Origin of the sequence: Kitasatospora albolonga (genome assembly GCA_002082585.1) — a bacterium.
Classification (GTDB): domain Bacteria; phylum Actinomycetota; class Actinomycetes; order Streptomycetales; family Streptomycetaceae; genus Streptomyces; species Streptomyces stephensoniae.
The window spans coordinates 6,860,865-6,885,400 of sequence record CP020563.1 but is presented as its reverse complement, the minus strand read 5'-3'; the positions used below and the strand labels follow the sequence as shown (position 1 = coordinate 6,885,400).

The window sequence follows — 24,536 nt, the reverse complement described above, 5'->3', positions numbered from 1 at the left end:
ACCCGGTCTGCGCCCCCGGGGACCGCGCCCCTCGATGACCCGGTCTCTCTTCTGACGCTTCACCATGTCCCCCGCCCGCACAGCGATCCGACCTCCTCTGTTCCGGCTGCCCGTCGAACAGCCTCACGGGATGCATGCCCCTGTACGCACACCGTCACGCTTCCGGTTCGGGTGGGACAAGCGCGGGCCGAGGCAGCGGGGGGCGCACGGGGAAGGCTCCGTCCCGCACTCGGCCTCGGCGGTGCTCAGGGCAGCGCCCGGGGGCGCACCGCCTCAAGGGCGGGGCACATTACGGAGGTTGGAGCGGGCCATCTGGAGCATCCGGCCCACGCCCCCGTCCAGCACGACCTTGCTCGCCGAGAGCGCGAAGCCGGTGACCATGTCGGCCTTGATCTTCGGCGGGATGGAGAGCGCGTTGGGGTCGGTCACCACGTCGACCAGCGCGGGCCCCTTGTGCTTGAAGGCGTCCTTCAGCGCGGCCTGCAACTGCTTGGGCTTCTCGACCCGCACCCCGTACGCCCCGCAGGCGCGGGCCACGGCGGCGAAGTCCGGGTTCTTGTTGGTGGTGCCGTAGGCGGGCAGTCCGCCGACCATCATCTCCAACTCCACCATGCCGAGCGAGGAGTTGTTGAACAGCACCACCTTCACCGGCAGGTCGTACTGGACCAGGGTCAGGAAGTCGCCCATCAGCATGGAGAACCCGCCGTCGCCCGACATCGCCACGACCTGCCGCTCCCGGTCCACGAACTGGGCGCCGACCGCCTGCGGCAGCGCGTTGGCCATCGAGCCGTGACTGAACGAACCGATCACCCGCCGCCTGCCGTTGGGCGTCAGATAGCGGGCGGCCCACACGTTGTTCATCCCGGTGTCGACGGTGAACACCGCGTCCTCGTCCGCCATCTCGTCCAGGACGGAGGCCACGTACTCGGGGTGGATCGGGGTGTGCTTCTCGACCTTGCGGGTGTACGCCTTGACGACGCCCTCCAGCGCGTCGGCGTGCTTCTTCAGCATCCGGTCGAGGAACTTGCGGTCGTTCTTGGGCTTCACCCGGGGCGTCAGACAGCGCAGCGTCTCGCGGACGTCTCCCCACACCGCGAGGTCCAACTTGGAACGCCTGCCGAGGTGTTCGGGCCGCACATCGACCTGCACGATCTTCACGTCGTCCGGCAGGAACGCGTTGTACGGGAAGTCCGTGCCGAGCAGGATCAGCAGATCGCACTCGTGGGTGGCCTCGTAGGCGGCGCCGTAGCCGAGCAGCCCGCTCATACCGACGTCGTACGGGTTGTCGTACTGAATCCACTCCTTGCCGCGCAGCGCGTGCCCGACCGGGGCCTTCACCTTCTCAGCGAACTCCATCACCTCGGCGTGCGCGCCCGCCGTACCGCTGCCGCAGAACAGCGTCACCCGTTTGGCCTCGTCCACCATCCGGCAGAGCTTGTCGATCTCGTCGTCGCCGGGGCGTACGGTCGGCCGCGAGGTGACGAGCGCGTGCTCGGCGGTCTTCTCCGGTGCGGTTTTGGAGGCGATGTCGCCCGGCATCGTCACGACGCTGACGCCACCGCGCCCGATGGCGTGCTGGATGGCCGTCTGGAGGAGGCGCGGCATCTGCTCCGGGTTGGAGATCATCTCGTTGTAGTGGCTGCACTCCTGGAACAGCAGCTCCGGATGGGTCTCCTGGAAGTAGCCGAGCCCGATCTCGCCGGAGGGGATGTGCGAGGCGAGGGCGAGGACCGGGGCCATCGAGCGGTGCGCGTCGTACAGGCCGTTGATCAGGTGCAGGTTGCCCGGCCCGCAGGAGCCCGCGCAGGCCGCCAGGTTCCCGGTGATCTGGGCCTCGGCCCCGGCCGCGAAGGCGGCGGTCTCCTCGTGCCGGACGTGAATCCAGTCGATGGACGGGTTACGCCGGATGGCGTCCACGACGGGGTTCAGGCTGTCGCCGACAACACCGTACAGACGCTTGACGCCCGCCCTGGTCAGGATGTCGACGAACTGCTCCGCCACGTTCTGCTTGGCCATGGGTGCGCGCCCTTCTCCCTCTGCTCCGTGCCCTGTCGGCTGTCCGGACTCCGGAGGCCGAAACATCGGCCGGACGTGCGGCCTCCGGAGTCCATCAACCCATGGCGTGCGCGGTTACGCCTCCCAGACGGCGGCGACGGTGCGGTCGTCGGCGTACCCCTTGATCCGGAGCTGGGTGTCGGCGAGGAAGGCGGGCAGCCCGGGCGGACCGGGCGGGCCCCAGCGCTCGGCGAGCTCGGCGGGGAGCTCCGGTTCGCCGCGCATCGGCTCGGCGAACCCGTTGCCGCACAGGAGCAGTGTGTCGCCCGGGCGGGCCACGGAGGCCCGGAAGCGGAACAGCTCGGCGGGCGGCGGGGGCGGGTCGTCGCCGTACGGGGACGGGGGCGTGGTGATCTGGAGGTCCATGGTCAGCCGGTCGCCGTCCGGGCTCTCCTCGCTCGCGCCGCCGCCTCCGGAGGAGGAGGACTGCTGCTCCGGAATCACCGGCTCCAGGTCCTGCCAGACCCCGTCCCGGAGCCGGAAGAGACCGCCGCTGCCGACGCCGAAGAAGACCCGGGTGCGGCAGTCGGGGTCGGCGGAGAGCAGCAGGCACCGCAGGCTCGTGGTGTACTCCCCCGGTTCGACGCCCCGTTCGGCGGCGCGGGCGCGCAGCTTGCCGTACGTACGGTCGGTGAGCCGGTGCAGCCCCGCCTTCAGGTCGCCCCGGCGGCCCGCCCTTATGTCCTCGGAAAGCCGGGCGTGGCTGCGGGCGACGGCGCCCCCGATCCAGCGGCAGGCGTCGGCGGCGGCGAGATGCGCCCCCTCGCTGCCTCGTGCGCCCCCGGCCACGGCGACGAGGACGAGGGCGCTCTCCGCCGCCCCGAACCGGGCGGTGAGCAGCGCGTCGCGCCGGGGCTCGCCCCGGAACCGGGCGGAGTCGCCCCGGACGGAGGCGGCGCGCAGGGTGTACGTCCCGTACCGGGCGCCGTCCAGCATGGTGTCCGGGACCAGCGCGTCCAGGTTCTCCGAGGTGGCGGCGGGCAGAGCGGCGGGCTCGGCGTCGTAGGTGGGCGGCCGGTCCCCGAGGTGGTCGACGAGGGGCCGGGCCCCGCCGCCGTCGGCCGGGGCGTCGCTGGCGGCCCAGTCCGGGGGGAGTTCGTGCAGGGCGCTGGGGTCGGGGACGGTGACCGGTCCGGCGGCCGGAGGAGCGGGCGGCGGCTCGGGCTCGGGCGGTTTCGGCGCGGCGAAGGTGCGCGGCACGGGCGGACCGGAGGGGGCTTCCCAGGGGGCGGGGAAGGCGGTGTTGCGGGGGGCGGGGAGGGGGGCGGGGGCGGGGGTGGCGGGGGCGGAGGCTCTGTACGGTTCCGGTTCCGGTTCGAGTTCCGGTTTCGGTTCCGGGGCTGCGTACGGCCTCTGTGCCGAATCCCGGGCCACGTACGACTTCCGCTCCGGCTCAGTGGTCCCGTACGCCTTCCGCTCCGGCTCCTCGTACGGCATCCGCGCCGCCTCAGGAGTCCCGTACGCCTGCGGCTTCCGCTCCGGCTCCTCGTACGCCTCCGGCTCCCGGTACGGGTCCCAGGCCGAGCGCGGGTCGGGTTTCCGTTCCGCCTCCGGCTGCGGCTCCGGTCTCCGTTCCGGTTCCGGCCCCGGGTACGTGTCCCGGGCCGTCCCCGGACCGACGTCCGGGCCGACGCCCCGGCCGACATCCCGGTCGGCGTGGCGGGCGGTGTCCCGCTGGTGGCCCACCGCGCTGCTCACCGTGTCCGACACGGAGTCGAAGCGGTCGTCGAGGCTGTCGGGCGCGCTGCTCGGACCGGTGTCCGGCGCGGTCTCGTCGTACAGCTTCCGCCACCAGTCGTCCTCATGGGCGGCGGGCTTCTCCCCCTGCTGACTCATGCCCTTATTGTCCACCGCGAAGCCCGCCCGAAAACGGGGCAACCCGAAAAAGTGGCCCGTAAGTAGGGTCCCCGTTCCGGAGGTTGTCGGTACTGCGGTGACGCCACCGTGGCAGAGGGGCAGGAGGTACGGGGGATGATGTGCGCGGCAGGTTCGCGACGTGGTCCTTTTCCGCCACGGCCGACCGGCCGGAACGGGCGCTGCGACGCGTGATCACGACACTGGGGAGGGTCGGGGAATGCTGGGGGCCATAGGTCTCGACGAGAGGCAGGAAGCCGCGTACCGCACGCTGGTGGCGGCGGGGGCGGCGGAACTCTCCGGTCTCGCGCACCGGCTGTGCCTCCCGGAGGCGGAGACCGAGCGGGTGCTGCGGCGGCTGGAGCAGCAGGGGCTGGCGGCGCGGTCCTCGTCCCGCCCGGGCCGCTGGGTGGCGGCGCCGCCCGGTGTGGCGCTGGGGGCGCTGCTGGTCCGGCAGCGGCACGAGCTGGAGCAGGCGGAGCAGGCGTCCGCGCTGCTGGCCGAGGAGTACCGGGCGGAGGCGAGCGAGCCCGAGGTGCACGATCTGGTGGAGGTGGTGACCGGGGAGGCGGCGGTCGCCCGGCGGTTCCACCAGGTGCGGCTGGGGGCCGCGTCCGAGGTGTGCGCCCTGGTCTCCGGGAAGCCGGTCGCGGTGGCCGGGCCGGAGAACGGGTCCGGGGAAGCCGCCGCCGCGCGCGGGGTCGCCCACCGGATGGTGGTCGAGCGCGAGGTGCTGTCGCTGCCGTCGGGAACCCTGGAGCTGTCGGCCGCGCTGGGCCGGGACGAGCAGTGCCGGGTGGTGGACCGGGTGCCGACGAACCTGGTGATCGCCGACGGGACCCTGGCGATGGTGCCGCTGACCGAGCACGACGCGGAGCCCGCCGCCCTGGTCGTGCACGCCAGCGGGCTGCTGGAGTCCCTGACGGGCCTCTTCGAGGCGGTGTGGCGGGAAGCCATGCCGCTGCGGCTGGGCGAGGACGGTGCCGGGGTCCGCGAGGAGTGCGCCGGACCCGACGCGACGGATCTGGAGATCCTGTCGCTGCTGCTGGCCGGGCTGACCGACGCGCGGGTGGCCAAGCAGCTGGAGCTGGGGCTGCGGACCGTGCAGCGCCGGGTCAAGGGGCTGATGGAGCTGACGGGCGTCTCCACCCGGCTCCAGCTGGGCTGGCACGCGTACGAGAGGGGCTGGGTGTCCCGTATCCCACCCGGCTGAGGTGCCCATCGGCCACCCCACCCGGCCGAGCCGCGCCATCGGCGCAGGTCGCCGGGGCTCCATCGGCGCAGGTAGCCGGGTGCGCTGACGGGCGGAGCCGGGGACTCTCCGGCACGCTGGTCGAATGAGTGTGTGGCAGCTCGTCGCCGTGGGCCTGGTCATGCTGCTGGGCCTGGTCGGGGTGCTGGTGCCGGGCGTGCCGGGGCAGGCGATCGTCTGGGCCGCGGTGCTGTGGTGGGCGCTGACGGACATGACCCCGACGGCCTGGGGGGTCCTGATCGGCGCGACCGCCCTGATGCTGCTGAACCAGGCCCTCAAGCCGCTGCTGCCGCCGCGCCGCCCGGGTGAGTCGGGGGCGCCCCGCCGGACGGTGCTGATCGGCGGGGTCGCGGGGATCGTGGGGTTCTTCGTGGTGCCCGTGGTGGGCGGGGTCGCCGGGTTCGTGGGGGCGATCTACGGGGTGGAGCGGCTGCGGCTGGGCAGTCGCGGGGCGGGGTGGGCGTCCGTGCGCTCGGTGATGCGGGCGACCGGGTACGCGGTGCTGGTGGAGCTGTTCGCCTGTCTGCTGGTGGCGGGGGCATGGCTGGGCGCGCTGCTCTGGGGCTGAGGGCGCCCGCCCCGGGCGGGCCTCCGCTCGGCGCACTCCAGGTGGCGTACGGCGTACGAGCGCCACGGCCGCCACCGCTCGGCGCCCGGTGTGCCGTACGGGTCGACGTCCGGGTCCCCGAGCGCCCGCATCCGGATCAGCGCGGCGGTCCGCCGGTCCACCCCGGGCAGGGTGCCCAGCATCCGTTCTGCCTCCTCCCGGTCGGCCCCCGCGTCCAGCCGCAGGTCCCCGTCGGCGAGCGCGGCGGCCAGGGCGCGCAGGGCGGGTTCGGTCACGGCACCGGCCAGGACGCCCGGCTCGGGGAAGACATGGGTGAGCGCCCCGCACGGCACGTCCAGCACCTTCCCGTACCGCTCGACCAGCGCCTCGGCCCGCTCCCGCCCCACCAGCGCCCGTACGGCCTCCTCCTCCGGGTCCGCCGCCCCCGGCGAGCGCAGCCCGGGGCAGGCGGCGACCAGCGGGGCGAGCCGGGGGTCGGCCGCCAGGGCCTCGTCGACGGCGTACGGGTCGGCGTCCAGGTCGAACAGGCGCCGCAGCCGCTGTACGGCGGTGGTCAGGTCGCGCAGATCGGTGAGGTGGATACGGGCCTCCAGCCACGGTCCGGGGGACGCCTCGTCGACGGCGGCGATCCCGGTCCCGTACGGCAGCCGCAGCGTACGCCGGTAGGTGCGGCGCCCCCGGGGCCCGGCCAGCTCCTCGGTCCGGGCCACGGCCCGCTCGCCCAGCAGGTCGAACAGGGCTCCGGCGGCATACGGGCCCCGATGGGCGAGCCGCAGCGGAACCCCGGCGCGCAGCCCCGTGGCCCGGCCCCCGCCGAGTCCGGTCCCGGCCTCCGCGCGCAGGGCACTGGGGGTGCGGGCGTAGATCCGGCGGATGGTGTCGTTGAACTGCCGCACACTGGCGAACCCGGCGGCGAAGGCGATCTCGGTGACCGGCAGGCCGGTGGTCTGGAGGAGCACCCGGGCGGTGTGGGAGCGCTGGGCGCGGGCGAGCGCGACGGGTCCGGCGCCGAGCTCGGCGTTGAGCTGACGCTGGACCTGCCGGGCGCTGTAGCCGAGCCGCCCGGCGAGTCCGGGGACGCCCTCGCGGTCCACCACGCCGTCGCCGATGAGCCGCATCGCGCGGCCGACGACATCGGCGCGCACGTTCCACTCGGCGGAGCCGGGTACGGCGTCGGGGCGGCAGCGCCGACAGGCCCGGAAGCCGCCCGCCTGGGCGGCGGCGGCCGTCGGGTAGAAGCGCACGTTGGCACGTTTGGGGGTGACGGCGGGGCAGCTGGGGCGGCAGTAGATGCCGGTGGTCACGACGGCGAAGAAGAACGCGCCGTCGAACCGCGCGTCACGGCTGCTCACCGCCTCGTACCTGCTCCGGTCGTCCATCACACCGTCCAGTGTGCGGCAGCCGCCGCTGCCGCACTCGCGGTTTTCGGACGTCGAGGCGTACGGGTGCCGGGGCCGTACGGCGCCGGAGCGCGAGGTGACGCCGTACGGCCCCGGCGACCGCCGTACCCGGCTACCGCACCCGGCCCCCGCGCTTGGCCCGCCCCGCCGCGCGCCCCTCGGCGCCCTTGCGCTTCCAGTCCTTCAGGATCTCCGAGCGCACCCGGGCGTCGGTCTTGGCGACGATCCGCTGGTTCTCGCGCAGCAGCTTGCGGTAGCTCTCCAGCCGCCGGTCGGGCAGGGAGCCGTCCGCCAGCGCGCCGAGGACCGCGCACCCGGGTTCGCTCAGGTGGGCGCAGTCGTGGAACCGGCACCGGGCCGCCAGCTCCTCGATCTCGGAGAAGAGCTCGCCGACCCCGGTCCCGGCGTCGAACAGGCCCACCCCGCGCAGCCCGGGGGTGTCGATGAGGACGCCCCCCTGCGGCAGGACGAGCAGGTTGCGGGTCGTGGTGGTGTGCCGGCCCTTGCCGTCGACCTCCCGGGCGGCCCGCACCTCCATCACGTCCAGGCCCAGCAGGGTGTTGGCGAGGGTGGACTTGCCCGCCCCGGAGATGCCGAGCAGCACGCTCGTACCGCCGGAGACGACGGCCCCCAGGACGTCGAGCCCCTCCCCCGTGGTGGAGCTGACGGGCAGCACCTGGACGCCGGGGGCGATGGCCTCGATGTCCTGGACGAGGTGGGAGAGGGTGACGGCGTCGGGCACCAGGTCGGCCTTGGTGAGGACGACGAGCGGCTCGGGCCGGTGCTCCCCGGTGCCGTGTCCGCCGCCCAGCAGCGCGGCGCCGTTGGAGCTGGACAGGGCGAGCGCGAGGAAGCGCTCGATCCGCCCGAGGTCGAGTTCGACGGCGAGCGAGACGCAGATGGCGATGTGGTCGATGTTCGTGGCGAGGACCTGCCCCTCGGACCGCTCCGACGAGGTCGAGCGGACGAAGGCGCTGCGGCGCGGCAGCAGCGTACGGACGAACCGCGGGTCGCCGTCCGCGTCGAGCGCCACCCAGTCGCCGGTGCAGACGATCCGCATCGGGTCGCGCGGCACCACGAACGCGGTGTCGGCCCGGACCGGGCCGTCGGGGGTGACCACGTCGCACTGACCGCGGTCCACGCGCACCACTCGCCCCGGCACGAGACCCTGCTCGGCGCAGGGGGAGAAGACGGCCGCCCAGCCGTCGTCCCAGCCGTACGGAGCCAGCGGGTGCGAGGCGGACGGAGAAGAAGAAAACAGGAAAGACAAAGACAAGGGAAACCCTTCACAGGGTGGCCCCGGCACCGCGCGTTCGGCGCGGGAGGTCAAGGAGACGTACGTGATGTACGTGGTGTGGGTCAGCCGGTGGCCACGGGGGTGGGAACGATGCTCTTCCGGTTGCGGGCAGTGCCCGTCGCGATGACCGTCATCAATGTCCTCACCTCCTGGTTCCTGATGGTCCGGGTTCCTGTTCGTGGCTGAGCCTAGCCCCGCCGCTCCCGGCGGCGTCAACAGGTTTTCCGGCGCCCGGGCCGGAGTTGCCCCGGGATCTCACCGGTCTCCCTCGATCGGGTGATACGCATGCATAACGACCGGTCCGGGGCCGTTAGGGTGCCGGTCATGACCACACCTCAGACCTCCGCCGGCACGTTCACCCTGGCCCAGCTGGGCACCCAGATCCTGATCGGCTGGAGCAGTCGGCAGCCCGACGCCGACCAGGACACCGCCTATCTCCTCGCCTACTCGCTGGGCGACGGGCAGGAGGGCCCGGAGGTCGGCCGGGAGGCGCTGCGCATCGCGCTGGAGCGGGCGGGCCTCCAGGTCGGCGGCCCGATCCAGGACGCGGCCGAGGCGCCGGGCATCCAGGTGAAGCTGCTCGTCCAGGCGGGCCAGGCGGTCCTGACGATGCCTCACCTCAAGGCGCAGTACCCGGCCCCCGCGGAGTGGGTCGCGGCCGCTCTGGCGCAGGGCCAGGTGTACGGCATGTTCGCCACCGCCCCGTGGCCGGAGGCCGTTCCGGGGCAGCCGGTCAGCGAGGACCAGCTGCGGGCCTTCGCGGCGAACGAGGAGGTCGTCCGCACCGCCGCGCACTGCCTCCTCCCGGTCCGCTCGATCGGCTGACCCTCCCGCTCCCGGTCCCCCGGGCATGGCGATGCCCACCACCCCCCGTGGAGTGGTGGGCATCGCCATGTCCCACGTCGTGCCGCTGGTGAGGCCGCAACGCGGGCGGGCGGCCCGGGGAGGAAACCCCCGGGCCGCCCGCGCTCGGTGCGTGTCAGGCCGTGGTGCGTCAGTTGTTGCCGACGCCGTTGCCCGAGAGGACCGGGATGTCGTCCAGGATGTGCGACAGCGGCTCGTCGCCCTTGGCCTGGGTCGAGTTGTCGGTGCACTGCTGGTTCTGCGGGTTGGACAGGACGTTGATGTCCTGGACCGTGACCGGCACGAGGCCGACGAGCGAACCGACGTTGACCTTGGCGGGCAGGCCGACGCAGAGCTTGTTCAGGGTGCCCTGGACGAGCTGGTTCTGCGGGCTCCAGTCGCCCTTGGTGACGGCGTTACCGACCTCCGACTCGGCACCGTTGCCGTTGACGGTGGTGGTGCCACCGTCGTTGCCGATCGCCATGGCCGTGGGAGCCGCGGCTGCGGACAGGCCGAGCAGGGACACGGCCACTGCGGCGCCGGCCATCATCTTCTTCATCAACTTCACCTTTCGGAGCGTCCCGTTGTGGAACGTACTGATCAACTGCCCAGGGGTCGGATCGGTTGCGCAGTACCACTCAAATGGGTTCGTTCCGTCGCAAGGTCGACGCCACCGCCCGGTTCCCGCACGGGTTCAGCCGCCGAAGGGCTCGCCCGGTGTCCGTGCCGCCGGTACGAATCCGCCCGCGGCGCGGAGGCCCGGCTCCGGGTACGGCCCTTCGGACAGCGGGTGTTCGTGCCCGGCCGCCCGCCACTCGGCGACGAGCCGGTCGTAGATCGGTGTGCCGTCGGCCGGTGCGCGCCACGGCTCTCTGCTCTGCGAGGTCTGACTGTCGTACGGATTCATACGGAGGCCCTACCCGGCCGGACGCGGTTCGTCAGCCGGGGCTACGGCATCCGGCCCAACCGGACACACCTGCCGGAGGTGCCGACCGCGGTACACCGGCCGAGGCCCCCGGGACACGGCGAAGGGCCGGTCCGACGGACCGGCCCCCTGTACTGCCCGGCTCAGTTGTTGCCGGCGCCGTTGCCCGAGAGGATCGGGATGTCGCTCAGGAGGTGCGACAGCGCCTCGTCGCCCTTCGTCTGGGTCGAGTTCTCGGTGCACTGCTGGTTCTGCGGCGAGGACAGGACGTTGATGTCCTGGACCGAGATGGGCACGACGCCGACGAGCGAACCGAGGTTCCCCTTGAGCGGCAGCGCGATGCAGGGCTTGTTCAGCGAACCCTGGATCAGCGCGAACTGCGGGGACCAGTCGCCGTACGTGGCGGAGTTGCCGTACGACTGCGAGGCACCGTTGCCGTTGACCGTCGTGGTGCCGCCGTCGTTGGCGATCGCCATGGCGGAGGGAGCGGTCGCGGCGGAGACACCGACGACCGAGGCGGCGACCGCCGCCGAGGCCATGATCTTCTTCAGCATGGGGAGACCTTCCGAGGAGTGTTGCGGACAGGGATGCGAATCGGTGAGGGAACCAGCGGAACGGGCCGTACCGCGGCGGTCAGCGCCCGAGGGGGATTCCGCCGAGCAGCGGGGCGGCGCCTTCGGCCGCACCGGCCGCCTGACCCGCCAGCTTGCCGACCGTGCCGTTCTTCGAAACCGTCTCGGTGGTCTCGGCGACCGTGTCCACCAGCGGGTTCACGACCTGCGGGGCACTGGCCATCACCTGGTTGAGACCACTGTCGAGGCTGAAGTTGGGGGCCGTGGGGGTCGTGGCCGCGAAGGCGGGAGCGGCCGTTCCGAGGGCGGCGACGGAACCGACGACGAGTGCGGCGGTCTTCGCGTACTTCACTTTTCTGGTTCCCTTCCACGCGGCGTCTGCATCGGTCACGTTTCCGTGCCGCACACAGGCTTTCTTTACCTGTGACTTCCGCCGCTTTCCCCCGGGATAACGATCAGGGCACGTGCGGGAAACTGTGCCCGCGTGAATTTCTGCCCGGCGTCGTGGAAATGCCCGCCGGGCAGAGCAAAGGCCCCGGAGGGCCGTTGCCGTCCGGGGCCGACCGCGTTCCGGGCGGGAAGCCCGGTCGGTCCGATGCTTACTTGTTGATGCAGGTGTTGCCGAAGGCCGGGTTCAGCAGGCCGATCACGTTGACGGTGTTGCCGCAGACGTTGACCGGGATGTGCACCGGAATCTGCACGATGTTGCCCGACAGCACGCCCGGGGAGCCGACGGCGGCGGCCTCGGCGCCCGAGTCGGCCATGGCCGGGGCGGCGGCGCCCATCGCCATGAGCGTTCCGGCGGCGACTGCGGCAACCTTGGTGTACTTCACTTTTGTTGTCCCTTTCCTCGGCGGAGTCCGGTGCGGTCACGACGGTCGTGTCCGCCCGAGCCGGATACTGAATCGCTCGCGACTCCGGCGCTGTCCTACGTAACGATGAACGCCCGGGTTCGAAACTGTTCGGCGGGCGGATTCCCGGATATCCGCCCGAATGCCGCAATGCCCGGCGGGCCTTGCGGCGGTGCGTACGGGCGGCGGACCGGTGACCGTACGCACGGAAAAGACGACGGGCCCGGGCCGTTCGGTGGAGGAACGCCGACGGCCCGGGCCCGAGCAGGGTGGCTGCGGATCAGCCGTTGCCGGCGCCGTTGCCCGAGAGGATCGGGATGTCGTTGAGGATGTGCGACAGCGCCTCGTCGCCCTTGGCCTGGGTGGAGTTCTCGGTGCACTGCTGGTTCTGCGGCGAGGACAGGACGTTGATGTCCTGGACCGTGATCGGCACGAGGCCGACGAGCGAACCGAGGTTGGCCTTGGCGGGCAGCGCGATGCAGGGCTTGTTCAGCGAGCCCTGGATCAGCGCGAACTGCGGGGACCAGTCGCCGTGGGTCTCGGAGTTCCCGTACGACTGCGAAGCGCCGTTGCCGTTGACCGTCGTGGTGCCGCCGTCGTTGGCGATCGCCATGGCCTGCGTCGAGCCGAGCCCGAGGATGGAGGCGGCGACAGCGCCCGTAGCCAGAACCTTCTTGATCACGATTAACCCTTCTCGTACCGGTTGCCCCGTAGCGGGGCGCACTGATCAACTCGGCGCCGGGTGTTTGGTTCCGAGCATTCACCCGAATGCCGGGCACAGGGGGCGCACTGCGCGGGAGCGTGACCGGTCCGCGCCTGCGCGCGCCCTTAACACTGCCTCTGTTCGCACGTCCAGGTGTTCGTGAAGGAATTGCGTACACACCGTCCGGCGCGCTCGCCCGAACGGGTCGTCAGGACCGATGGACCCGCCCGCCGCGCACTCCCCGCGTCAGCATTCCTTCGTAGGTCAACGGCGGCTTCAGAAGGGAAAGTTGAGGCTGAATCGTTTCCCTTCAACGGAGAGCACGGAAGGGCGGCACGCCCCTAATCCATCCGTTCGGGTGATTACACAACTTCCACGCTTCCCCAAGTTTCCCGCACAGCCTTCGATCGTTATGGCAATCGTCCAGCGCGCACGTGTAACGGCTTTCACCATGGCTTCCCCGCAGGACCACGGGGGTCCGCCACAGCAGCGGAACCGCCCGGCTGGCTCCGCGCGCGAAGCACCCACGCGAATGTCCTCGCGAATGTCCTAAGGAAGGGCAAGTAATGCGACAGGTCTTGAACAAAAGCATGATCGTCATGGCGGCCACGTCGGGCCTCCTGGCCGTGGCCGGCGGCTCCGCGCACGCCGACGCGTCGGCCGAGGGCGCCGCCGTCGGTTCGCCGGGGGTCGGCTCGGGCAACGCCGTGCAGGTGCCGGTGCACGTCCCGGTCAACGCCTGCGGCAACACCGTGAACGTGATCGCCCTGCTCAACCCCGCGTTCGGCAACGCGTGCGCGAACGTGAGCTCCAGCGGCAACGACGACGGTTACGGCAACGGCGGCGACCGCAGCGGCACGGGCGGTTCCAGCGCCGAGGGCGCTGCGGTCGGCTCCCCCGGGGTGCTCTCCGGCAACCTGGTCCAGGCCCCGGTCCACGTCCCGGTGAACGTCTGCGGCAACACCGTCAATGTCGTCGGTGCGCTCAACCCGGTCTTCGGCAACAAGTGCGAGAACATCAGCGGCCCGAAGGACGAGTACCCGCCCACCGAGCCTCCGGGCGAGGAGCCGCCGACGGAGGAGCCGCCCACCGAGGAGCCCCCCACGGAGGAGCCCCCGACCGAAGAGCCTCCGACCGAGGAGCCCCCCACCGAGGAGCCTCCGACCGAAGAGCCGCCCACCGAGGAGCCCCCCACCGAGGAGCCCCCCACGGAGGAGCCGCCGGTTGAGGAGCCGCCCACCGAGGAGCCCCCGGTCGAAGAGCCCCCGACCAACGAGCCGCCCACCGAGCAGCCGCCGGTCGACGAGCCGCCGACCAACGAGCCCCCGGCCGAGCAGCCGCCCACCGACGGACCGGGGCCGAACACGCCCGGTACCCACACCCCGGGCTCCGAGACCCCGGGCCTCGCCGACACCGGCGCAGCCGGGCTGGGCCTGGCGGCCGGTGCGAGCGCCGCGCTGCTGCTGGGCGGGACGGTGCTGATGCGCCGCACCCGCGACGCGCGGGACTGATTCACCCACCCGCCGAGGAACGAGGTCCGGCCGGACAGCGGGGACTGTCCGGCCGGACCTTTCGCATGCCCGGAACCGGTCGGCGGCGGACAGGGGCCGGGGCCACTGCCGCTCCGGACGTCATGGGTCTCGCGCAATGACGGGGAGCGGAACGGGGCCGGTGTCAGCGGGTGACGCGTTCGAAGACGGCGGCGAGCGCCTGGCCGCCGCCGATGCACATCGTCTCCAGGCCGAACCGGCCCTCCCTGCGGTCCAGTTCGCGGGCGAGCGTGGCGAGGATGCGGGCGCCGGTGGCGCCGACCGGGTGGCCGAGCGAGATGCCCGATCCGTTGACGTTGATGCGCTCCTCGTGGTCCTTCTCCCCGAGGCCCAGCTCCCTGGTGCAGGCGAGGACCTGGGCCGCGAACGCCTCGTTGAGCTCGATCAGGTCGAGGTCGGCGAGGGTGAGTCCGGCGCGGTCGAGGGCGGTGCGGGTGGCGGCGACGGGTCCGATGCCCATGGTGGCGGCGGGAACGCCCGCGCGGGCGCAGGAGACCAGGCGCACGAGCGGGGTGAGGCCGAGGCGTTCAGCGGTCTCGGCGCTGGTGACCAGGCAGGCGGCGGCCGCGTCGTTCTGGCCGCTGGCGTTGCCCGCCGTGACGGTGGCCTCCGGGTCGGACTTCGCCATCACCGGCCGGAGGGCGGCGAGTTGCTCGGCCGTCGTGTCGGGGCGGGGGTGTTCGTCGGCGGTGACGGTGGTCTCGCCCTTGCGGGTGCGTACGGTGACGGGGACGGTCTCCGCCGCGTACCGCCCCTCGGCGAGGGCGGTGGCCGCCCGCCGCTGCGAGCGCAGGGCCAGGGCGTCCTGGTCGGCGCGGCTGATCCCGTACTCCCGGCGCAGGTTCTCCGCCGTCTCGATCATGCCGCCGGGGACCGGGTGGTGACGGCCTCCGGCGGTGACCCGGCCCCGGGCGAGGGAGTCGTGGAGCTGGAGGCCGGGGCCCTTGATGCCCCAGCGGCCGTCGTGGGTGTAGTAGGGCGCGGCGCTCATGACGTCGACGCCTCCGGCGATCACGACCTCGCTGAAGCCGGTCCGGATCTGCATGGCCGCGTCCAGGACCGCCTGGAGCCCGGAGCCGCAGCGGCGGTCGATCTGGGAGCCGGTCACCGTGGCGGGGAGCCCGGCGTCCAGGGCGGCGACCCGGCCGATGGCGGGTGCGTCACCGGAGGGGTAGGAGTGGCCGAGGATCACCTCGTCGACCCGGTCGGGGTCGATCCCCGTACGCGCGACGACCTCGGCGATGACGTGCGCGGCGAGCGAGGCCGGTGTCTGCTGCGCGAACGCTCCGCCGAAACGGCCGATGGGGGTGCGCAGCGGTTCGCAGATGACGACTTCGAGCGGCACAGCGGGCCTTTCGTGGGAGCGGTGGCGGTACGCGCGGGCGCGTGCGGTGGAGGGACCTTCGCAGACCTTCGCACTCCGTCACTGAGTCGGTCCAATATCGAATATGCACCGGATCGAGAGGCTGTGCGTCTCAATCGTGGGTGCGCGGCTCACTCAAGGGCGGGTGCGGGGGTCGGCAGCGCCTCCTCCGCCACGGCGAGCACCGCGCGCAGGGCGGCGGAGGGGTTGTCGGCGCGCCAGGCGAGGGCCGCCCGGAGGCGGACGGGGGGTCCGGCCAGGGGGCGGTAGACCAGTCCGTTCTGCTGGATGTGCTGGACGGAGGTGACCGTGAGCGTGACACCGACCCCGGCGGCGACCAGGGCGAGGATCGTGTACGAGTCGGGGGCCTCCTGGACGACGCGCGGGGTGAACCCGGCGCCCTCGCAGACCTCGGTCATGGCGTCGCGGACGGTGGAGCCGGAGTTGGCGGGGAAGGAGACGAACGGTTCGTCGGCGAGTGCGTCGAGGGGGACGGTCCCGCGCCGGGCGAGCGGGTGGTCGGAGGGCAGGGCGCAGATCAGCTCCTCCTCGTCGATCACCCGGTGGGCGACGCCGGGCCGGGTGACCGGCAGCCGGACGAAGCCGAGGTCGAGCGAGCCGTCCGCGACCCGGGACAGGGCGGTGTTGGCGTACGTCTGGCCGGTCATGACGAGTTCGAGCCCGGGGTGGGCGGCGCGCACGGCCCGGGTCAGCCGGGGCAGCGTCTCGTGGGTGGAGGCCCCGGCGAAGCCGATGGTGACCCGGCCGTACTCGCCCTTCCCCGCCGATCTGGCGGCCCGCACGGCGGTGTCCAGGTCCTCCAGGACGGTCCGTACGGGTTCGAGGAAGGACTCCCCCGCGCTGGTGAGCCGCACCGAGCGGGTGTTGCGCCGGAAGAGCTGGACGCCGAGCTCCTTCTCCAGCTGGCGGATCTGCTGGCTGAGCGGTGGCTGGGCCATCTGGAGCCGCTTGGCGGCCCGGCCGAAGTGCAGCTCCTCGGCCACGGCGAGGAACGCCTTGAGGTGGCGCAGCTCCATATTCATACTCCCGGCGTCTTGATCCGACCTTAATTCGGTATTGGACAGTCATCAATGGGCACTGACACCGTGGAGCGGATTGCTGTGCCGATCATGCTGAAAGGGCCCCACCGCCATGCGTATCAGGATCGTCGGAGCCGGGGCCATGGGCCGCGGTATCGCCCAGTGGGCGGCGAGCGCGGGACACACCGTGGAGCTCGGGGACGTACGGGCCGAGGCGGTGACGGACGCCGTGGAGTTCGTCGGCTCGATGCTGGACCGGGCGGTGGCCAAGGGCCGGATGTCCGCCGCCGACCGTGACGCGGCCGTGGCCCGGCTGGTGCCGCTGGCCGACCCGTGGGCCGCCGGTCCTGACGTGGAGCTCGTCATCGAGGCCGTACGGGAGGATCTGGAGACCAAGGCCGAGGTGTTCGGGAAGCTGGAGCGGGCGCTGCCCTCCTCCGCCGTCTTCGCGACCAACACCTCCTCCCTGTCGGTGACCCGGATCGCGGCGACCCTCCAGGACCCCTCACGCCTGGCCGGGCTGCACTTCTTCAACCCGGTGCCGCTGATGCGGATCGTGGAGGTGGTGCCGGGCGCGGCGACCCGCCCGGAGATCCCGGCCGTGCTGACCGGGCTGGTGGAGGGGTGCGGGCACCGGGCGGTGACCGTGGCCGACACCCCCGGGTTCCTGGTCAACCACGCGGGGCGCGGGCTGGTGACGGAGGCACTCGCGCTGCTGGAGGAGTCGGTGGCGCGCCCCGCCGACATCGACCGGATCGCGCGGGACGTGCTGGGGCTGCGGATGGGCCCGTTCGAGCTGATGGACCTGACCGGTCTGGATGTCACGGCCGCGGTGATCGACTCGATCTGGACGGGCTTCCGGTACGAGGACCGGCTCCGCCCCTCGTACCTCACACCGAACCGGGTGGTGGCGGGGCTGCACGGCCGCAAGACCGGGCAGGGCTGGTACGCGTACGGCGAGGGCGCCGAGGGACCCGCGCCGGAGCCGCCGGTGACCGGGGACGGCGACCGGCCGGTGTTCCTGGCTCCGAGCGGTTCGGCGGGGACGGCACCGTACGTGGAGGCCCTCGCCGGGGCACTGGAGGCGGCCGGGGTCCGGCTGGAGCGGGGCGCGGAGCCGTCCGCCGGGGCGCTGGTGCTGGTGCCGGTCTGGGGGACGACGGTGTCCGGTGCGGTCCGGGCGGGCGGGCTGCCGGCGGACCGGACGCTGGGCGTGGAGGTGCTGCCTGCGGCCGGGCGGCGGCGGGTGCTGGCGGTGACGGCGGCGACCGATCCGTCGACGGCCCGGGACGCGCGGGCGGTGCTGGCGCGGGCGGCGGGCGACGATCCGCACGCGGTGACGGTGGTGCGGGACACGGCGGGCTCGGTGGCGCAGCGGCTGCTGTCGTCGATCGTGGCGGTCGGCGCCTCGATCGCGGAGCGCTCGCTCGCCACCCCGGCCGATATCGACCTGGCGGTGACGACCGGGCTGGGCTATCCGGCGGGGCCGCTGGCCTGGGGCGAGCGGATCGGGGCGGCGCGGCTGCTGGAGCTCCAGCGGGCGCTGCACACGACGACGGGCGACCCGCGCCACCGGCCGACGCGGTGGGTGACCGAACGGGCGGATCTGGGGCTGGCGCTGACGGATGCGGGGACGGCGGTGGGTGACTGCTGGGGGTGATCGCCGAGGGGGGCGATCCCCGGAGGCCGCCGCGTGTGAGGGGCCGGGCCGCGTCCGATTCGTACAAGACGGCGGGGAGGCCCGGTGCCTACCGTCGTCCCATGACTCCACGACTCGACGCGATCAGCATCATCACCGCCGACCTGGCGGCCTCGCTCGCCTTCTACCGCAGGCTCGGCCTCGACATCCCGGCCGGGGCGGAGTCCGCCCCGCATGTGGAGGTGGTCCTGCCCGGCGGGCAGCGGCTGCTGTGGGACACCGAGGACGTCATCCGCTCGTTCGACCCGGAGTGGGAGCGCCCGGCGGGCGGGGAGCGGCTGGGGCTGGCGTTCCTCTGTGACGGTCCGGCGGAGGTGGACGCCCTGTACGAGGAGCTGACCGGGGCCGGTCACACCGGGCATCTGAAGCCGTGGGACGCGGTGTGGGGGCAGCGTTACGCGGTGGTGCTGGACCCGGACGGGTGCGGGGTCTCGCTGTTCGCGCCCGCCGCCCCGTCCGGCGCGAAGTAGGCCCCGAGCGTTGTTCCGGCCAGGTCGCGCATCTCGCGGGACAGGTGCGCCTGGTCGGTGCAGCCCGCCGCGCAGGCCGCCTCGGCGTACGGGAGGCCGGTGCGGATGAGTTCCAGGGCGCGCTGGAGGCGGAGGATGCGGGCCAGCGTCTTGGGGCCGTAGCCGAAGGCGGTCAGCGAGCGGCGGTGGAGCTGGCGGGCGCCGAGTCCGGCCTCCGCCGCCGTCGCCGCGACGGACCGGCCCCGGCGCAGTCCCTCGGCGACGGCGACCGTCAGCGGGTCCGGCGGGCCGGTGTCGGCGATCCGGTCCAGAGCGAGCCGTTCCAGGGCCCCGGCGGGGTCGGGGGCCCGGTCGATCCGTTCGGTGAGGCGGCGCACGGCGGCGGCGGGCCAGATGCTCGCCAGTTCGAACCGCTGGTCGCGCAGTTCGTGCGCCGGTACGCCGAGAAGTACGGGCGCGGTGCCGGGGGCGAACCGGATCGCGGCGCAGGAGGCCCGGTCGCGCGGGTCGACCTCGAAGGCGTGGGTGTCCGGTCCGGCGACGACAATGCGGCCCCCGGTCCAGATCAGGTCCATGCAGCCGTCGGGCAGCACCGAGCGGGGCCGCAGCGGCGGGCGGGCGGGGGCGTCCCAGGTCCAGACGACGGCACCGGGCAGCCGGGAGGGCCGTTCCTGGTAGCGCGGGGGTTCCTGGGGCATGTCTCCACGCTAGCGCGCGGGGTCAGACCGGCGGCGGGCCGGAGCCGTCGCGGGGCTCTCCGGGCTCCTTGACCTGGGGGCCTCTGGGTTCTTTCGGCTCCTTCGGTTCCTTGGGCTCCTTCTCCCAGGTCGGCTGGAACCGGGACTTGACGTCGTCCGGCGGCAGGAAGCGGGACCAGCGCTCCGGGAACTCCGAGGGCATGTACGCCTGGCCGTCGTCCTCGTCATCGTCGTCGTCCACCTCGTCGTAGGCGGCCGGGCGGGTCCGGGCGACGAACTCGGCGGCCTGCGCGGCCCGGACGCGTTCGGTGGCCTCGCGGGCGGCGGCGGTGGCGAGCGAGGGCCAGACCCGGTCGATGGCCGCGTTGACCGCGGCGCCGACCAGGACCGCGAAAGCGGAGATGCCTATCCAGAGCAGGACGGCGATGGGTGCCGCCAAGGAGCCGTAGATCGTGGGGCCTTCGACCGTGTTGGTGAGGTAGATCCGCAGCAGGAAGCTGCCGAGCACCCACATCCCGAGCGCCACGAGCGCCCCGGGGACGTCCTCGATCCACGGCGAGCGCACCGGGACGGACACGTGGTAGAGCGTCGTGAGGAACGCGATCGTGAGGACGATGACCAGGGGCCAGTAGAGGACGGCGATGACCTCGGTGCCCCAGGGCACCCACTCGACCACCCGGTCGGGTCCGACGACGAGCAGCGGCAGCACCACCGCGCCCAGCAGCAGGGCGACCACGTACAGCAGGAAGGCGAGCAGCCGGGTCTTGACGATGCCCCGGTGGCCGTCGAGGCCGTACATGACGGTGATGGTGTCGATGAAGACGTTCACCGCGCGGGAGCCGGACCACAGGGCGATGGCGAAGCCGATGGAGATGACGTCGGGGCGGGCGCCGGTGGTGACGTCGGCGAGCAGCGGTTTGGCGAACTCGTTGACCCCGCGCTCGGAGAGCACGGTCTGCGAGGCCGAGAGGATGTTGCGCTCGATGGAGGCGACCGTCTCGGTGGTCGTCCACTCGTCGACGTAACCGAGCAGCCCGATCAGTCCGAGCAGCAGCGGCGGCAGGGACAGCAGGGTGAAGAACGCCGCCTCGGCCGCCAGCCCGAGAATCCGGTACTCGATGCACGAGTTGACGGTGTCCTTGAGCAACTGCCACGCCATGCGCCGCTTGGAGACGTTGCGGTAGAGCACTCGGGCCCGGTGGAGCCGGCCCGGTGGCCGCTCGGGTGTTTCATTTGCTGCCTGCACCTCCTTACCGTATCGGCATGGCAGCCACCACCCACACAGTGACCAATCAGGTTCCGCCGCTGGTCGGCTATGACGTCTTCGCCGCCGACCGGGCCCTGTCCGAGGCCGTCGAGCGGCACATCGAGCCGGGCCTCCTGCTCGTGGCGCGGGAGGAGCTCGGGACGCTCGGGCGGTCCGCGGGCTCCGTGCAGGCCCAGGAGTGGGGTGCGCAGGCGAACGAGCATCCGCCCGTTCTGCGCACCCATGACCGCTATGGGAACCGGATCGACGAAGTGGAGTTCCACCCCGCCTGGCACCGGCTCCTGGGGCACGCGGTGGCCGCCGGGCTGACCGACGCCTGGGGCCGTCCGGCCGGTCATGTCCGGCGCGCGGCCGGGTTCCTGGTCTGGACGCAGGCCGAGGCGGGGCACGGCTGCCCGCTGTCGATGACGCACGCGGCGGTGCCCGCGCTGCGGACCGACCCGGTGCTGGCCGCCGAGTGGGAGCCGAGGCTGACCTCGTACGTCTACGAGGAGGGGCTGCGGCCCGCGTCGGAGAAGGCCGGGGTGCTCTTCGGGATGGGCATGACGGAGAAGCAGGGCGGCACCGACGTACGGTCCAACACGACCCGGGCGGAGCCGCTGGCCGGGGAGGGCGAGTATCTGCTCACCGGGCACAAGTGGTTCTGTTCGGCGCCGATGTCGGACGGGTTCCTGGTGCTGGCGCAGGCGCCGGGCGGGCTGAGCTGCTTCCTCGTGCCGCGCGTGCTCCCGGACGGGACGCGGAACGCGTTCGCGATCCAGCGGCTCAAGGACAAGCTGGGCAACAAGTCGAACGCCTCCAGCGAGGTCGAGTTCGACAGGACCTGGGCCCGCCGGGTCGGTGAGGAGGGGCGCGGGGTGCGCACCATCATCGAGATGGTGGCGGCCACCCGGCTGGACTGCGTGGTGGGTTCGGCGGCGCTGATGCGGCAGGCGGTGGCGCAGGCGATCCACCACGCCACCTACCGCTCCGCGTTCGGCGGGCTGCTGATCGACAAGCCGCTGATGCGGAACGTGCTGGCCGATCTGGCGCTGGAGTCGGAGGCGGCGACCGTCCTGGCGATGCGGCTGGCGGCGGCGTACGACACGGACACCGAGGAGGAGCGGGCGTTCCTGCGGATCGCGGTGCCCGCCGCGAAGTACTGGGTCACCAAGCGGTGCACGCCGGTCGTGGGCGAGGCGCTGGAGTGCCTGGGCGGCAACGGGTACGTGGAGGAGTCGGGGATGCCCCGGCTGCTGCGCGAGGCGCCGCTCAACTCGATCTGGGAGGGGTCGGGGAACGTCCAGGCGCTGGATGTGCTGCGGGCGCTCCAGCGGGAGCCGCGGGCGCTGGACGCGTTCCTGCGGGAGGTCGGGAAGGCGCGCGGGGCCGATCACCGGCTGGACGCGGCGATCAAGGACCTGCTGACGGAGCTGGCGGACCTGGAGGGGATCGAGGCGCGGGCGCGGCGGCTGGTGGAGCGGATGGCGCTGGTGCTCCAGGGGTCGCTGCTGGTGCGGTGGGCGCCGCCGGAGGTGTCCGACGCGTTCTGCGCGTCGCGGCTGGGCGGGGACTGGGGCGCGGCGTTCGGGACGCTGCCGCACAGTCTCGATCTGGCCTCGGTGGTGGCGCGGGCGCGGCCGGTGGCCGATTAGGGTCTTTCGTTTGGGTCAGGCCGGATCAGGGAGCGGGGTCCGGTGCGTGCAGCTGCAAGGCGGAGGATTGAGGCAACGCGGAGCGTTGGTGATTGACGACAACGCGGCAGATGTGCGTGCCGGGGCCCGCGAGCCCGGCATGATCCAAACGAGAGGCCCTAGCGGTGAGCGACGGAGGGTGGTGCTGCGCCGACACGGCACCACCCTCCATGCTTGAACCGCGCCGCTCGCCGGGCACGGGCCCGGCGTACGGCACGTTGCCACTCTCGTACGGTCTGGTGGAGCATCGCCAGAGTTGCAAAGGGTTGCAACCATGGTGGGGGCCGCGCGGCGGTTGCGTCCGGGCGGCGGCAGGATGGGCCGGAGAGCTCGGAGTGTTTCGGGGGGAACGGGTGGGGACCATGAGTCGGACGGGTTCTGCCGAGGTGGTGCGGGTGATCGGCCAGGAGGCCGACCGCGCGACCCGGTTACTTCACCGGGCCAGGGAGGCCCGGCTGGCGGGCGAGCGGGCCTCCGTGGCGCCGCGGGCCGAGATCGACGCCTCCTGGAACCGGGTCGTGCGCAGCGGCATCGACCCGGAGCAGTCGCCGGAGAGCGAGCTGCTGCGGGCGGAGGAGATCGAGCACCGGCGGCACAGCACCGCGCTCGGCGAGGTGATGCCGGTGCTGCGGGCGGGGCTCGCGTCCATCGCGGACGCGGCGCAGCAGATCATGGTGGTCACCGACGCGGAGGGCCGGGTGCTGTGGCGCCAGGGCCACTCCGGGGTGCTGCACCGGGCCCATGACATCTGTCTGGAGGAGGGGGCGGCCTGGGCGGAGGCGGCGACGGGGACGAACGCGATCGGTACGGCGCTGGCCGCCCGCAGGCCGATCCAGGTCCACTCGGCCGAGCACTTCATCCGGGCCCTGCACAGCTGGACGTGTGCGGCGGCGCCGGTCCGCGACCCGCGGGACGGGCGGCTGGTGGGGATCGTCGACATCAGCGGTCCGGCCACCACGTTCCATCCGGCGACCCTGGCCCTGGTGGACTCGGTGGCACGGCTCGCGGAGGCGGAGATCCGTACCCGCCATCTGGTGGCGATCGAGCGGCTGCGCGCGGTGGCGGCGCCGATCCTGTGCAGGCTGGGGGGCCGGGCGCTGGCGGTGGACACCCACGGGTGGCTGGCGGCGGTGACGGGGATGCCGCCGGTGGACCGGCTGCCGCTGCCGAAGTCGCTGCGGCCGGGCCGGGTGTGGCTGCCCTCGCTCGGCATGTGCCGGGTGGAGCAGCTGCCGGGGGGCTGGCTGGTGCAGGTGTCGGACGGTGCGGTGGAGGGGGCGCCGCGCCGGGTGGTGCTGGATCTGAGCCGGCCCCGGGCGCTGGCCGTGCATCTGGTGGGCCCGCTGGGCACCTCGACGCAGCGGCTCTCGCCGCGCCACGCGGAGCTGCTGTACGCGCTGGCGGTGCGGCGTGAGGGGCGTACGGCCTCCGAGCTGGCGCAGGACATCTTCGGGGACGCGACCCGGACGGTGACGGTACGGGCCGAGGTCTCCCGGCTCCGGCGCCATCTGGCGGAGGTGCTGGCCCACCGCCCGTACCGCTTCGGGGACGGGGTGGTGGTGGAGGTGGTCCACCCGGAGCACCCCGCCGATCTGCTGCCGCGCTCGAAGGCGCCGGTGGTGACGGGGGCGCGGCGGGCGGCCGCACGGCCCTGACCGGGGGCGCTGTGCGCGCGAGAGACCGGGGGTGCTGTGCGTACGAGGGCGGCGGCATGGTTGTCTGACCGGCATGAGCAACCCCGCGCAGCCCCCCGTGCCCGACGCCGAGGCCACCGTGTCCGAGGCCGAGGCGACCGAGGCCACCGTCGAGGTGACCGTCTGGTCGCTGGAGCAGACCTCGCCCGCCGATCTGCGGCCCGCCGCCGTACCGGAGGGTGATCTGCGGATCGTACGGTCCGAGGTGCCGCTGCCGGAGTTCAACCGGTTCCTCTACTCCGCCGTGGGCGGCGACATCCGGTGGACCGACCGGCTGGGGATGACGTACGCCCAGTGGCAGGAGGAGCTGGAGCGGCCGGGGGCGGAGACCTGGGTGGCGTACGCGAACGGGACACCGGCCGGGTACGTGCAGCTGGACGCGCAGGACGACGGTGCGGTCGAGATCCTGTACTTCGGGCTGATCCCGGCCTTCCGGGGGCGGCGGATCGGCGGTCACCTCCTCTCCTACGGGGCGGCGCGCGCCTGGGACCTGGCGGAGCGGTGGCCGGACCGGCCGGTGACGAAGCGGGTCTGGCTGCACACCTGCTCGAAGGACGGCCCGTACGCGATGGACAACTATCTGCGGCGCGGCTTCCGGCTCTTCGACACGAAGACCGAGGTGGAGCCGGAGGTGGCGACCCCGGGGCCGTGGCCGGGAGCGTACGGCGGCTGATGCCCCTCTCCCCCGGGGGTTCCCTTCCCCGGGGCTCTCCTCCCGCGTAGGACACCGGGGCCCTCACGGGCCCCTTCCTGGGGCGATTT

Annotated in this window: 22 protein-coding genes and 1 pseudogene; 9 read left to right on the top strand and 14 right to left on the bottom strand. The window is 72.9% G+C overall.

All coding sequences use genetic code 11. The features are described 5' to 3' along the window. Positions 1–273: 273 nt before the first annotated feature. A complete protein-coding gene (locus B7C62_30315) occupies positions 274–2,016 on the bottom strand; it encodes a pyruvate oxidase (protein ID ARF76088.1) in 1,743 nt (580 codons plus the stop codon). A 114-nt stretch (positions 2,017–2,130) separates the two neighbouring features. Further along, the gene (locus tag B7C62_30310; protein ID ARF76087.1) at positions 2,131–3,891 is read right to left on the bottom strand and encodes a hypothetical protein; all 1,761 of its coding nucleotides are present in this window, start codon (positions 3,889–3,891) and stop codon (positions 2,131–2,133) included. Between the two features lie 238 nt (positions 3,892–4,129). On the opposite strand from B7C62_30310, the gene B7C62_30305 reads away from it, so the two are divergent. After that, positions 4,130–5,122 (top strand): hypothetical protein, encoded by a 993-nt coding sequence (locus tag B7C62_30305; protein ARF76086.1) that lies wholly within the window; start codon positions 4,130–4,132, stop codon positions 5,120–5,122. Between the two features lie 124 nt (positions 5,123–5,246). Beyond that, a complete protein-coding gene (locus B7C62_30300; GenBank protein ID ARF76085.1) occupies positions 5,247–5,729 on the top strand; it encodes a hypothetical protein in 483 nt (160 codons plus the stop codon). Here B7C62_30300 and B7C62_30295 read toward each other — a convergent pair. Next, positions 5,660–7,108 (bottom strand): annotated as a pseudogene (locus tag B7C62_30295) (AraC family transcriptional regulator). The gene B7C62_30300 and the pseudogene B7C62_30295 sit on opposite strands and share 70 nt — an antisense overlap. A 133-nt stretch (positions 7,109–7,241) precedes the next feature. Continuing rightward, positions 7,242–8,399: a ribosome small subunit-dependent GTPase A gene (locus B7C62_30290; protein ARF76084.1), complete on the bottom strand. Its 1,158-nt coding sequence runs from the start codon at positions 8,397–8,399 to the stop codon at positions 7,242–7,244. 351 nt (positions 8,400–8,750) lie between these two features. Here B7C62_30290 and B7C62_30285 point away from each other — a divergent pair, with 351 nt between their 5' ends. Continuing rightward, positions 8,751–9,251, top strand: coding sequence for a hypothetical protein (locus tag B7C62_30285; protein ID ARF76083.1), 501 nt, complete (start codon positions 8,751–8,753; stop codon positions 9,249–9,251). Between the two features lie 169 nt (positions 9,252–9,420). Here the strand turns inward: B7C62_30285 and B7C62_30280 are convergent, their stop codons facing one another. The 6 genes from B7C62_30280 to B7C62_30255 all read right to left on the bottom strand — a co-directional run bounded on the left by B7C62_30280 (position 9,421) and on the right by B7C62_30255 (position 12,299). Next, complete coding sequence (locus tag B7C62_30280; GenBank protein ARF76082.1) at positions 9,421–9,828, bottom strand: RdlA protein; 408 nt, start codon at positions 9,826–9,828, stop codon at positions 9,421–9,423. A gap of 135 nt (positions 9,829–9,963) precedes the next feature. Further along, positions 9,964–10,176, bottom strand: coding sequence for a hypothetical protein (locus tag B7C62_30275; protein ARF76081.1), 213 nt, complete (start codon positions 10,174–10,176; stop codon positions 9,964–9,966). A gap of 161 nt (positions 10,177–10,337) precedes the next feature. Further along, positions 10,338–10,748 (bottom strand): RdlA protein, encoded by a 411-nt coding sequence (locus B7C62_30270; protein ID ARF76080.1) that lies wholly within the window; start codon positions 10,746–10,748, stop codon positions 10,338–10,340. 79 nt (positions 10,749–10,827) lie between these two features. After that, positions 10,828–11,118 (bottom strand): hypothetical protein, encoded by a 291-nt coding sequence (locus tag B7C62_30265; GenBank protein ID ARF76079.1) that lies wholly within the window; start codon positions 11,116–11,118, stop codon positions 10,828–10,830. A 247-nt stretch (positions 11,119–11,365) separates the two neighbouring features. Further along, on the bottom strand, positions 11,366–11,599 hold the full coding sequence (locus tag B7C62_30260; GenBank protein ARF76078.1) for a hypothetical protein: 234 nt from the start codon (positions 11,597–11,599) through the stop codon (positions 11,366–11,368). Positions 11,600–11,897: 298 nt separating this feature from the next. Continuing rightward, the gene (locus B7C62_30255; GenBank protein ARF76077.1) at positions 11,898–12,299 is read right to left on the bottom strand and encodes an RdlA protein; all 402 of its coding nucleotides are present in this window, start codon (positions 12,297–12,299) and stop codon (positions 11,898–11,900) included. 587 nt (positions 12,300–12,886) lie between these two features. Here B7C62_30255 and B7C62_30250 point away from each other — a divergent pair. After that, positions 12,887–13,831, top strand: a complete 945-nt coding sequence (locus B7C62_30250; protein ID ARF76076.1) for a peptidase — start codon at positions 12,887–12,889, stop codon at positions 13,829–13,831. Between the two features lie 163 nt (positions 13,832–13,994). Here B7C62_30250 and B7C62_30245 read toward each other — a convergent pair whose 3' ends face one another. Then, positions 13,995–15,215: an acetyl-CoA acetyltransferase gene (locus B7C62_30245; GenBank protein ID ARF76075.1), complete on the bottom strand. Its 1,221-nt coding sequence runs from the start codon at positions 15,213–15,215 to the stop codon at positions 13,995–13,997. A gap of 149 nt (positions 15,216–15,364) precedes the next feature. Next, positions 15,365–16,270, bottom strand: a complete 906-nt coding sequence (locus B7C62_30240; GenBank protein ID ARF76074.1) for a LysR family transcriptional regulator — start codon at positions 16,268–16,270, stop codon at positions 15,365–15,367. Positions 16,271–16,385: 115 nt separating this feature from the next. On the opposite strand from B7C62_30240, the gene B7C62_30235 reads away from it, so the two are divergent. Next, positions 16,386–17,933, top strand: a complete 1,548-nt coding sequence (locus B7C62_30235) for a 3-hydroxyacyl-CoA dehydrogenase (GenBank protein ARF76073.1) — start codon at positions 16,386–16,388, stop codon at positions 17,931–17,933. Positions 17,934–18,034: 101 nt separating this feature from the next. Then, positions 18,035–18,442, top strand: a complete 408-nt coding sequence (locus B7C62_30230; protein ID ARF76072.1) for a glyoxalase — start codon at positions 18,035–18,037, stop codon at positions 18,440–18,442. Here B7C62_30230 and B7C62_30225 read toward each other — a convergent pair. Then, on the bottom strand, positions 18,367–19,140 hold the full coding sequence (locus tag B7C62_30225; GenBank protein ARF76071.1) for a transcriptional regulator: 774 nt from the start codon (positions 19,138–19,140) through the stop codon (positions 18,367–18,369). The two genes, B7C62_30230 and B7C62_30225, sit on opposite strands and share 76 nt — an antisense overlap. 22 nt (positions 19,141–19,162) lie before the next feature. Then, positions 19,163–20,329 carry a hypothetical protein gene (locus B7C62_30220; protein ARF76070.1) on the bottom strand — a complete coding sequence of 389 codons (1,167 nt, stop codon included), beginning with the start codon at positions 20,327–20,329 and terminating at the stop codon, positions 19,163–19,165. 74 nt (positions 20,330–20,403) lie between these two features. Between B7C62_30220 and B7C62_30215 the strand changes: the two genes are divergently transcribed. The 3 genes from B7C62_30215 to B7C62_30205 all read left to right on the top strand — a co-directional run bounded on the left by B7C62_30215 (position 20,404) and on the right by B7C62_30205 (position 24,447). Further along, the gene (locus B7C62_30215; GenBank protein ID ARF76069.1) at positions 20,404–22,041 is read left to right on the top strand and encodes a DNA alkylation response protein; all 1,638 of its coding nucleotides are present in this window, start codon (positions 20,404–20,406) and stop codon (positions 22,039–22,041) included. A 401-nt stretch (positions 22,042–22,442) separates the two neighbouring features. Further along, complete coding sequence (locus B7C62_30210; protein ID ARF76068.1) at positions 22,443–23,735, top strand: diguanylate cyclase; 1,293 nt, start codon at positions 22,443–22,445, stop codon at positions 23,733–23,735. 154 nt (positions 23,736–23,889) lie between these two features. Next, a complete protein-coding gene (locus B7C62_30205; protein ID ARF77437.1) occupies positions 23,890–24,447 on the top strand; it encodes a GNAT family N-acetyltransferase in 558 nt (185 codons plus the stop codon). Positions 24,448–24,536 lie beyond the last annotated feature (89 nt).

What these genes read in the sequence shown, in the direction of transcription:
- B7C62_30310 (ARF76087.1), bottom strand. Translation starts at nt 3,891, where the DNA reads ATGAGTCAGCAGGGGGAGAAGCCCGCCGCCCATGAGGACGACTGGTGG.
- B7C62_30225 (ARF76071.1), bottom strand. Translation starts at nt 19,140, where the DNA reads ATGCCCCAGGAACCCCCGCGCTACCAGGAACGGCCCTCCCGGCTGCCC.
- B7C62_30315 (ARF76088.1), bottom strand. Translation starts at nt 2,016, where the DNA reads ATGGCCAAGCAGAACGTGGCGGAGCAGTTCGTCGACATCCTGACCAGG.
- B7C62_30235 (ARF76073.1), top strand. Translation starts at nt 16,386, where the DNA reads ATGCGTATCAGGATCGTCGGAGCCGGGGCCATGGGCCGCGGTATCGCC.
- B7C62_30210 (ARF76068.1), top strand. Translation starts at nt 22,443, where the DNA reads ATGAGTCGGACGGGTTCTGCCGAGGTGGTGCGGGTGATCGGCCAGGAG.
- B7C62_30280 (ARF76082.1), bottom strand. Translation starts at nt 9,828, where the DNA reads ATGAAGAAGATGATGGCCGGCGCCGCAGTGGCCGTGTCCCTGCTCGGC.
- B7C62_30285 (ARF76083.1), top strand. Translation starts at nt 8,751, where the DNA reads ATGACCACACCTCAGACCTCCGCCGGCACGTTCACCCTGGCCCAGCTG.
- B7C62_30240 (ARF76074.1), bottom strand. Translation starts at nt 16,270, where the DNA reads ATGGAGCTGCGCCACCTCAAGGCGTTCCTCGCCGTGGCCGAGGAGCTG.
- B7C62_30275 (ARF76081.1), bottom strand. Translation starts at nt 10,176, where the DNA reads ATGAATCCGTACGACAGTCAGACCTCGCAGAGCAGAGAGCCGTGGCGC.
- B7C62_30270 (ARF76080.1), bottom strand. Translation starts at nt 10,748, where the DNA reads ATGCTGAAGAAGATCATGGCCTCGGCGGCGGTCGCCGCCTCGGTCGTC.
- B7C62_30305 (ARF76086.1), top strand. Translation starts at nt 4,130, where the DNA reads ATGCTGGGGGCCATAGGTCTCGACGAGAGGCAGGAAGCCGCGTACCGC.
- B7C62_30215 (ARF76069.1), top strand. Translation starts at nt 20,404, where the DNA reads ATGGCAGCCACCACCCACACAGTGACCAATCAGGTTCCGCCGCTGGTC.
- B7C62_30230 (ARF76072.1), top strand. Translation starts at nt 18,035, where the DNA reads ATGACTCCACGACTCGACGCGATCAGCATCATCACCGCCGACCTGGCG.
- B7C62_30300 (ARF76085.1), top strand. Translation starts at nt 5,247, where the DNA reads ATGAGTGTGTGGCAGCTCGTCGCCGTGGGCCTGGTCATGCTGCTGGGC.
- B7C62_30250 (ARF76076.1), top strand. Translation starts at nt 12,887, where the DNA reads ATGCGACAGGTCTTGAACAAAAGCATGATCGTCATGGCGGCCACGTCG.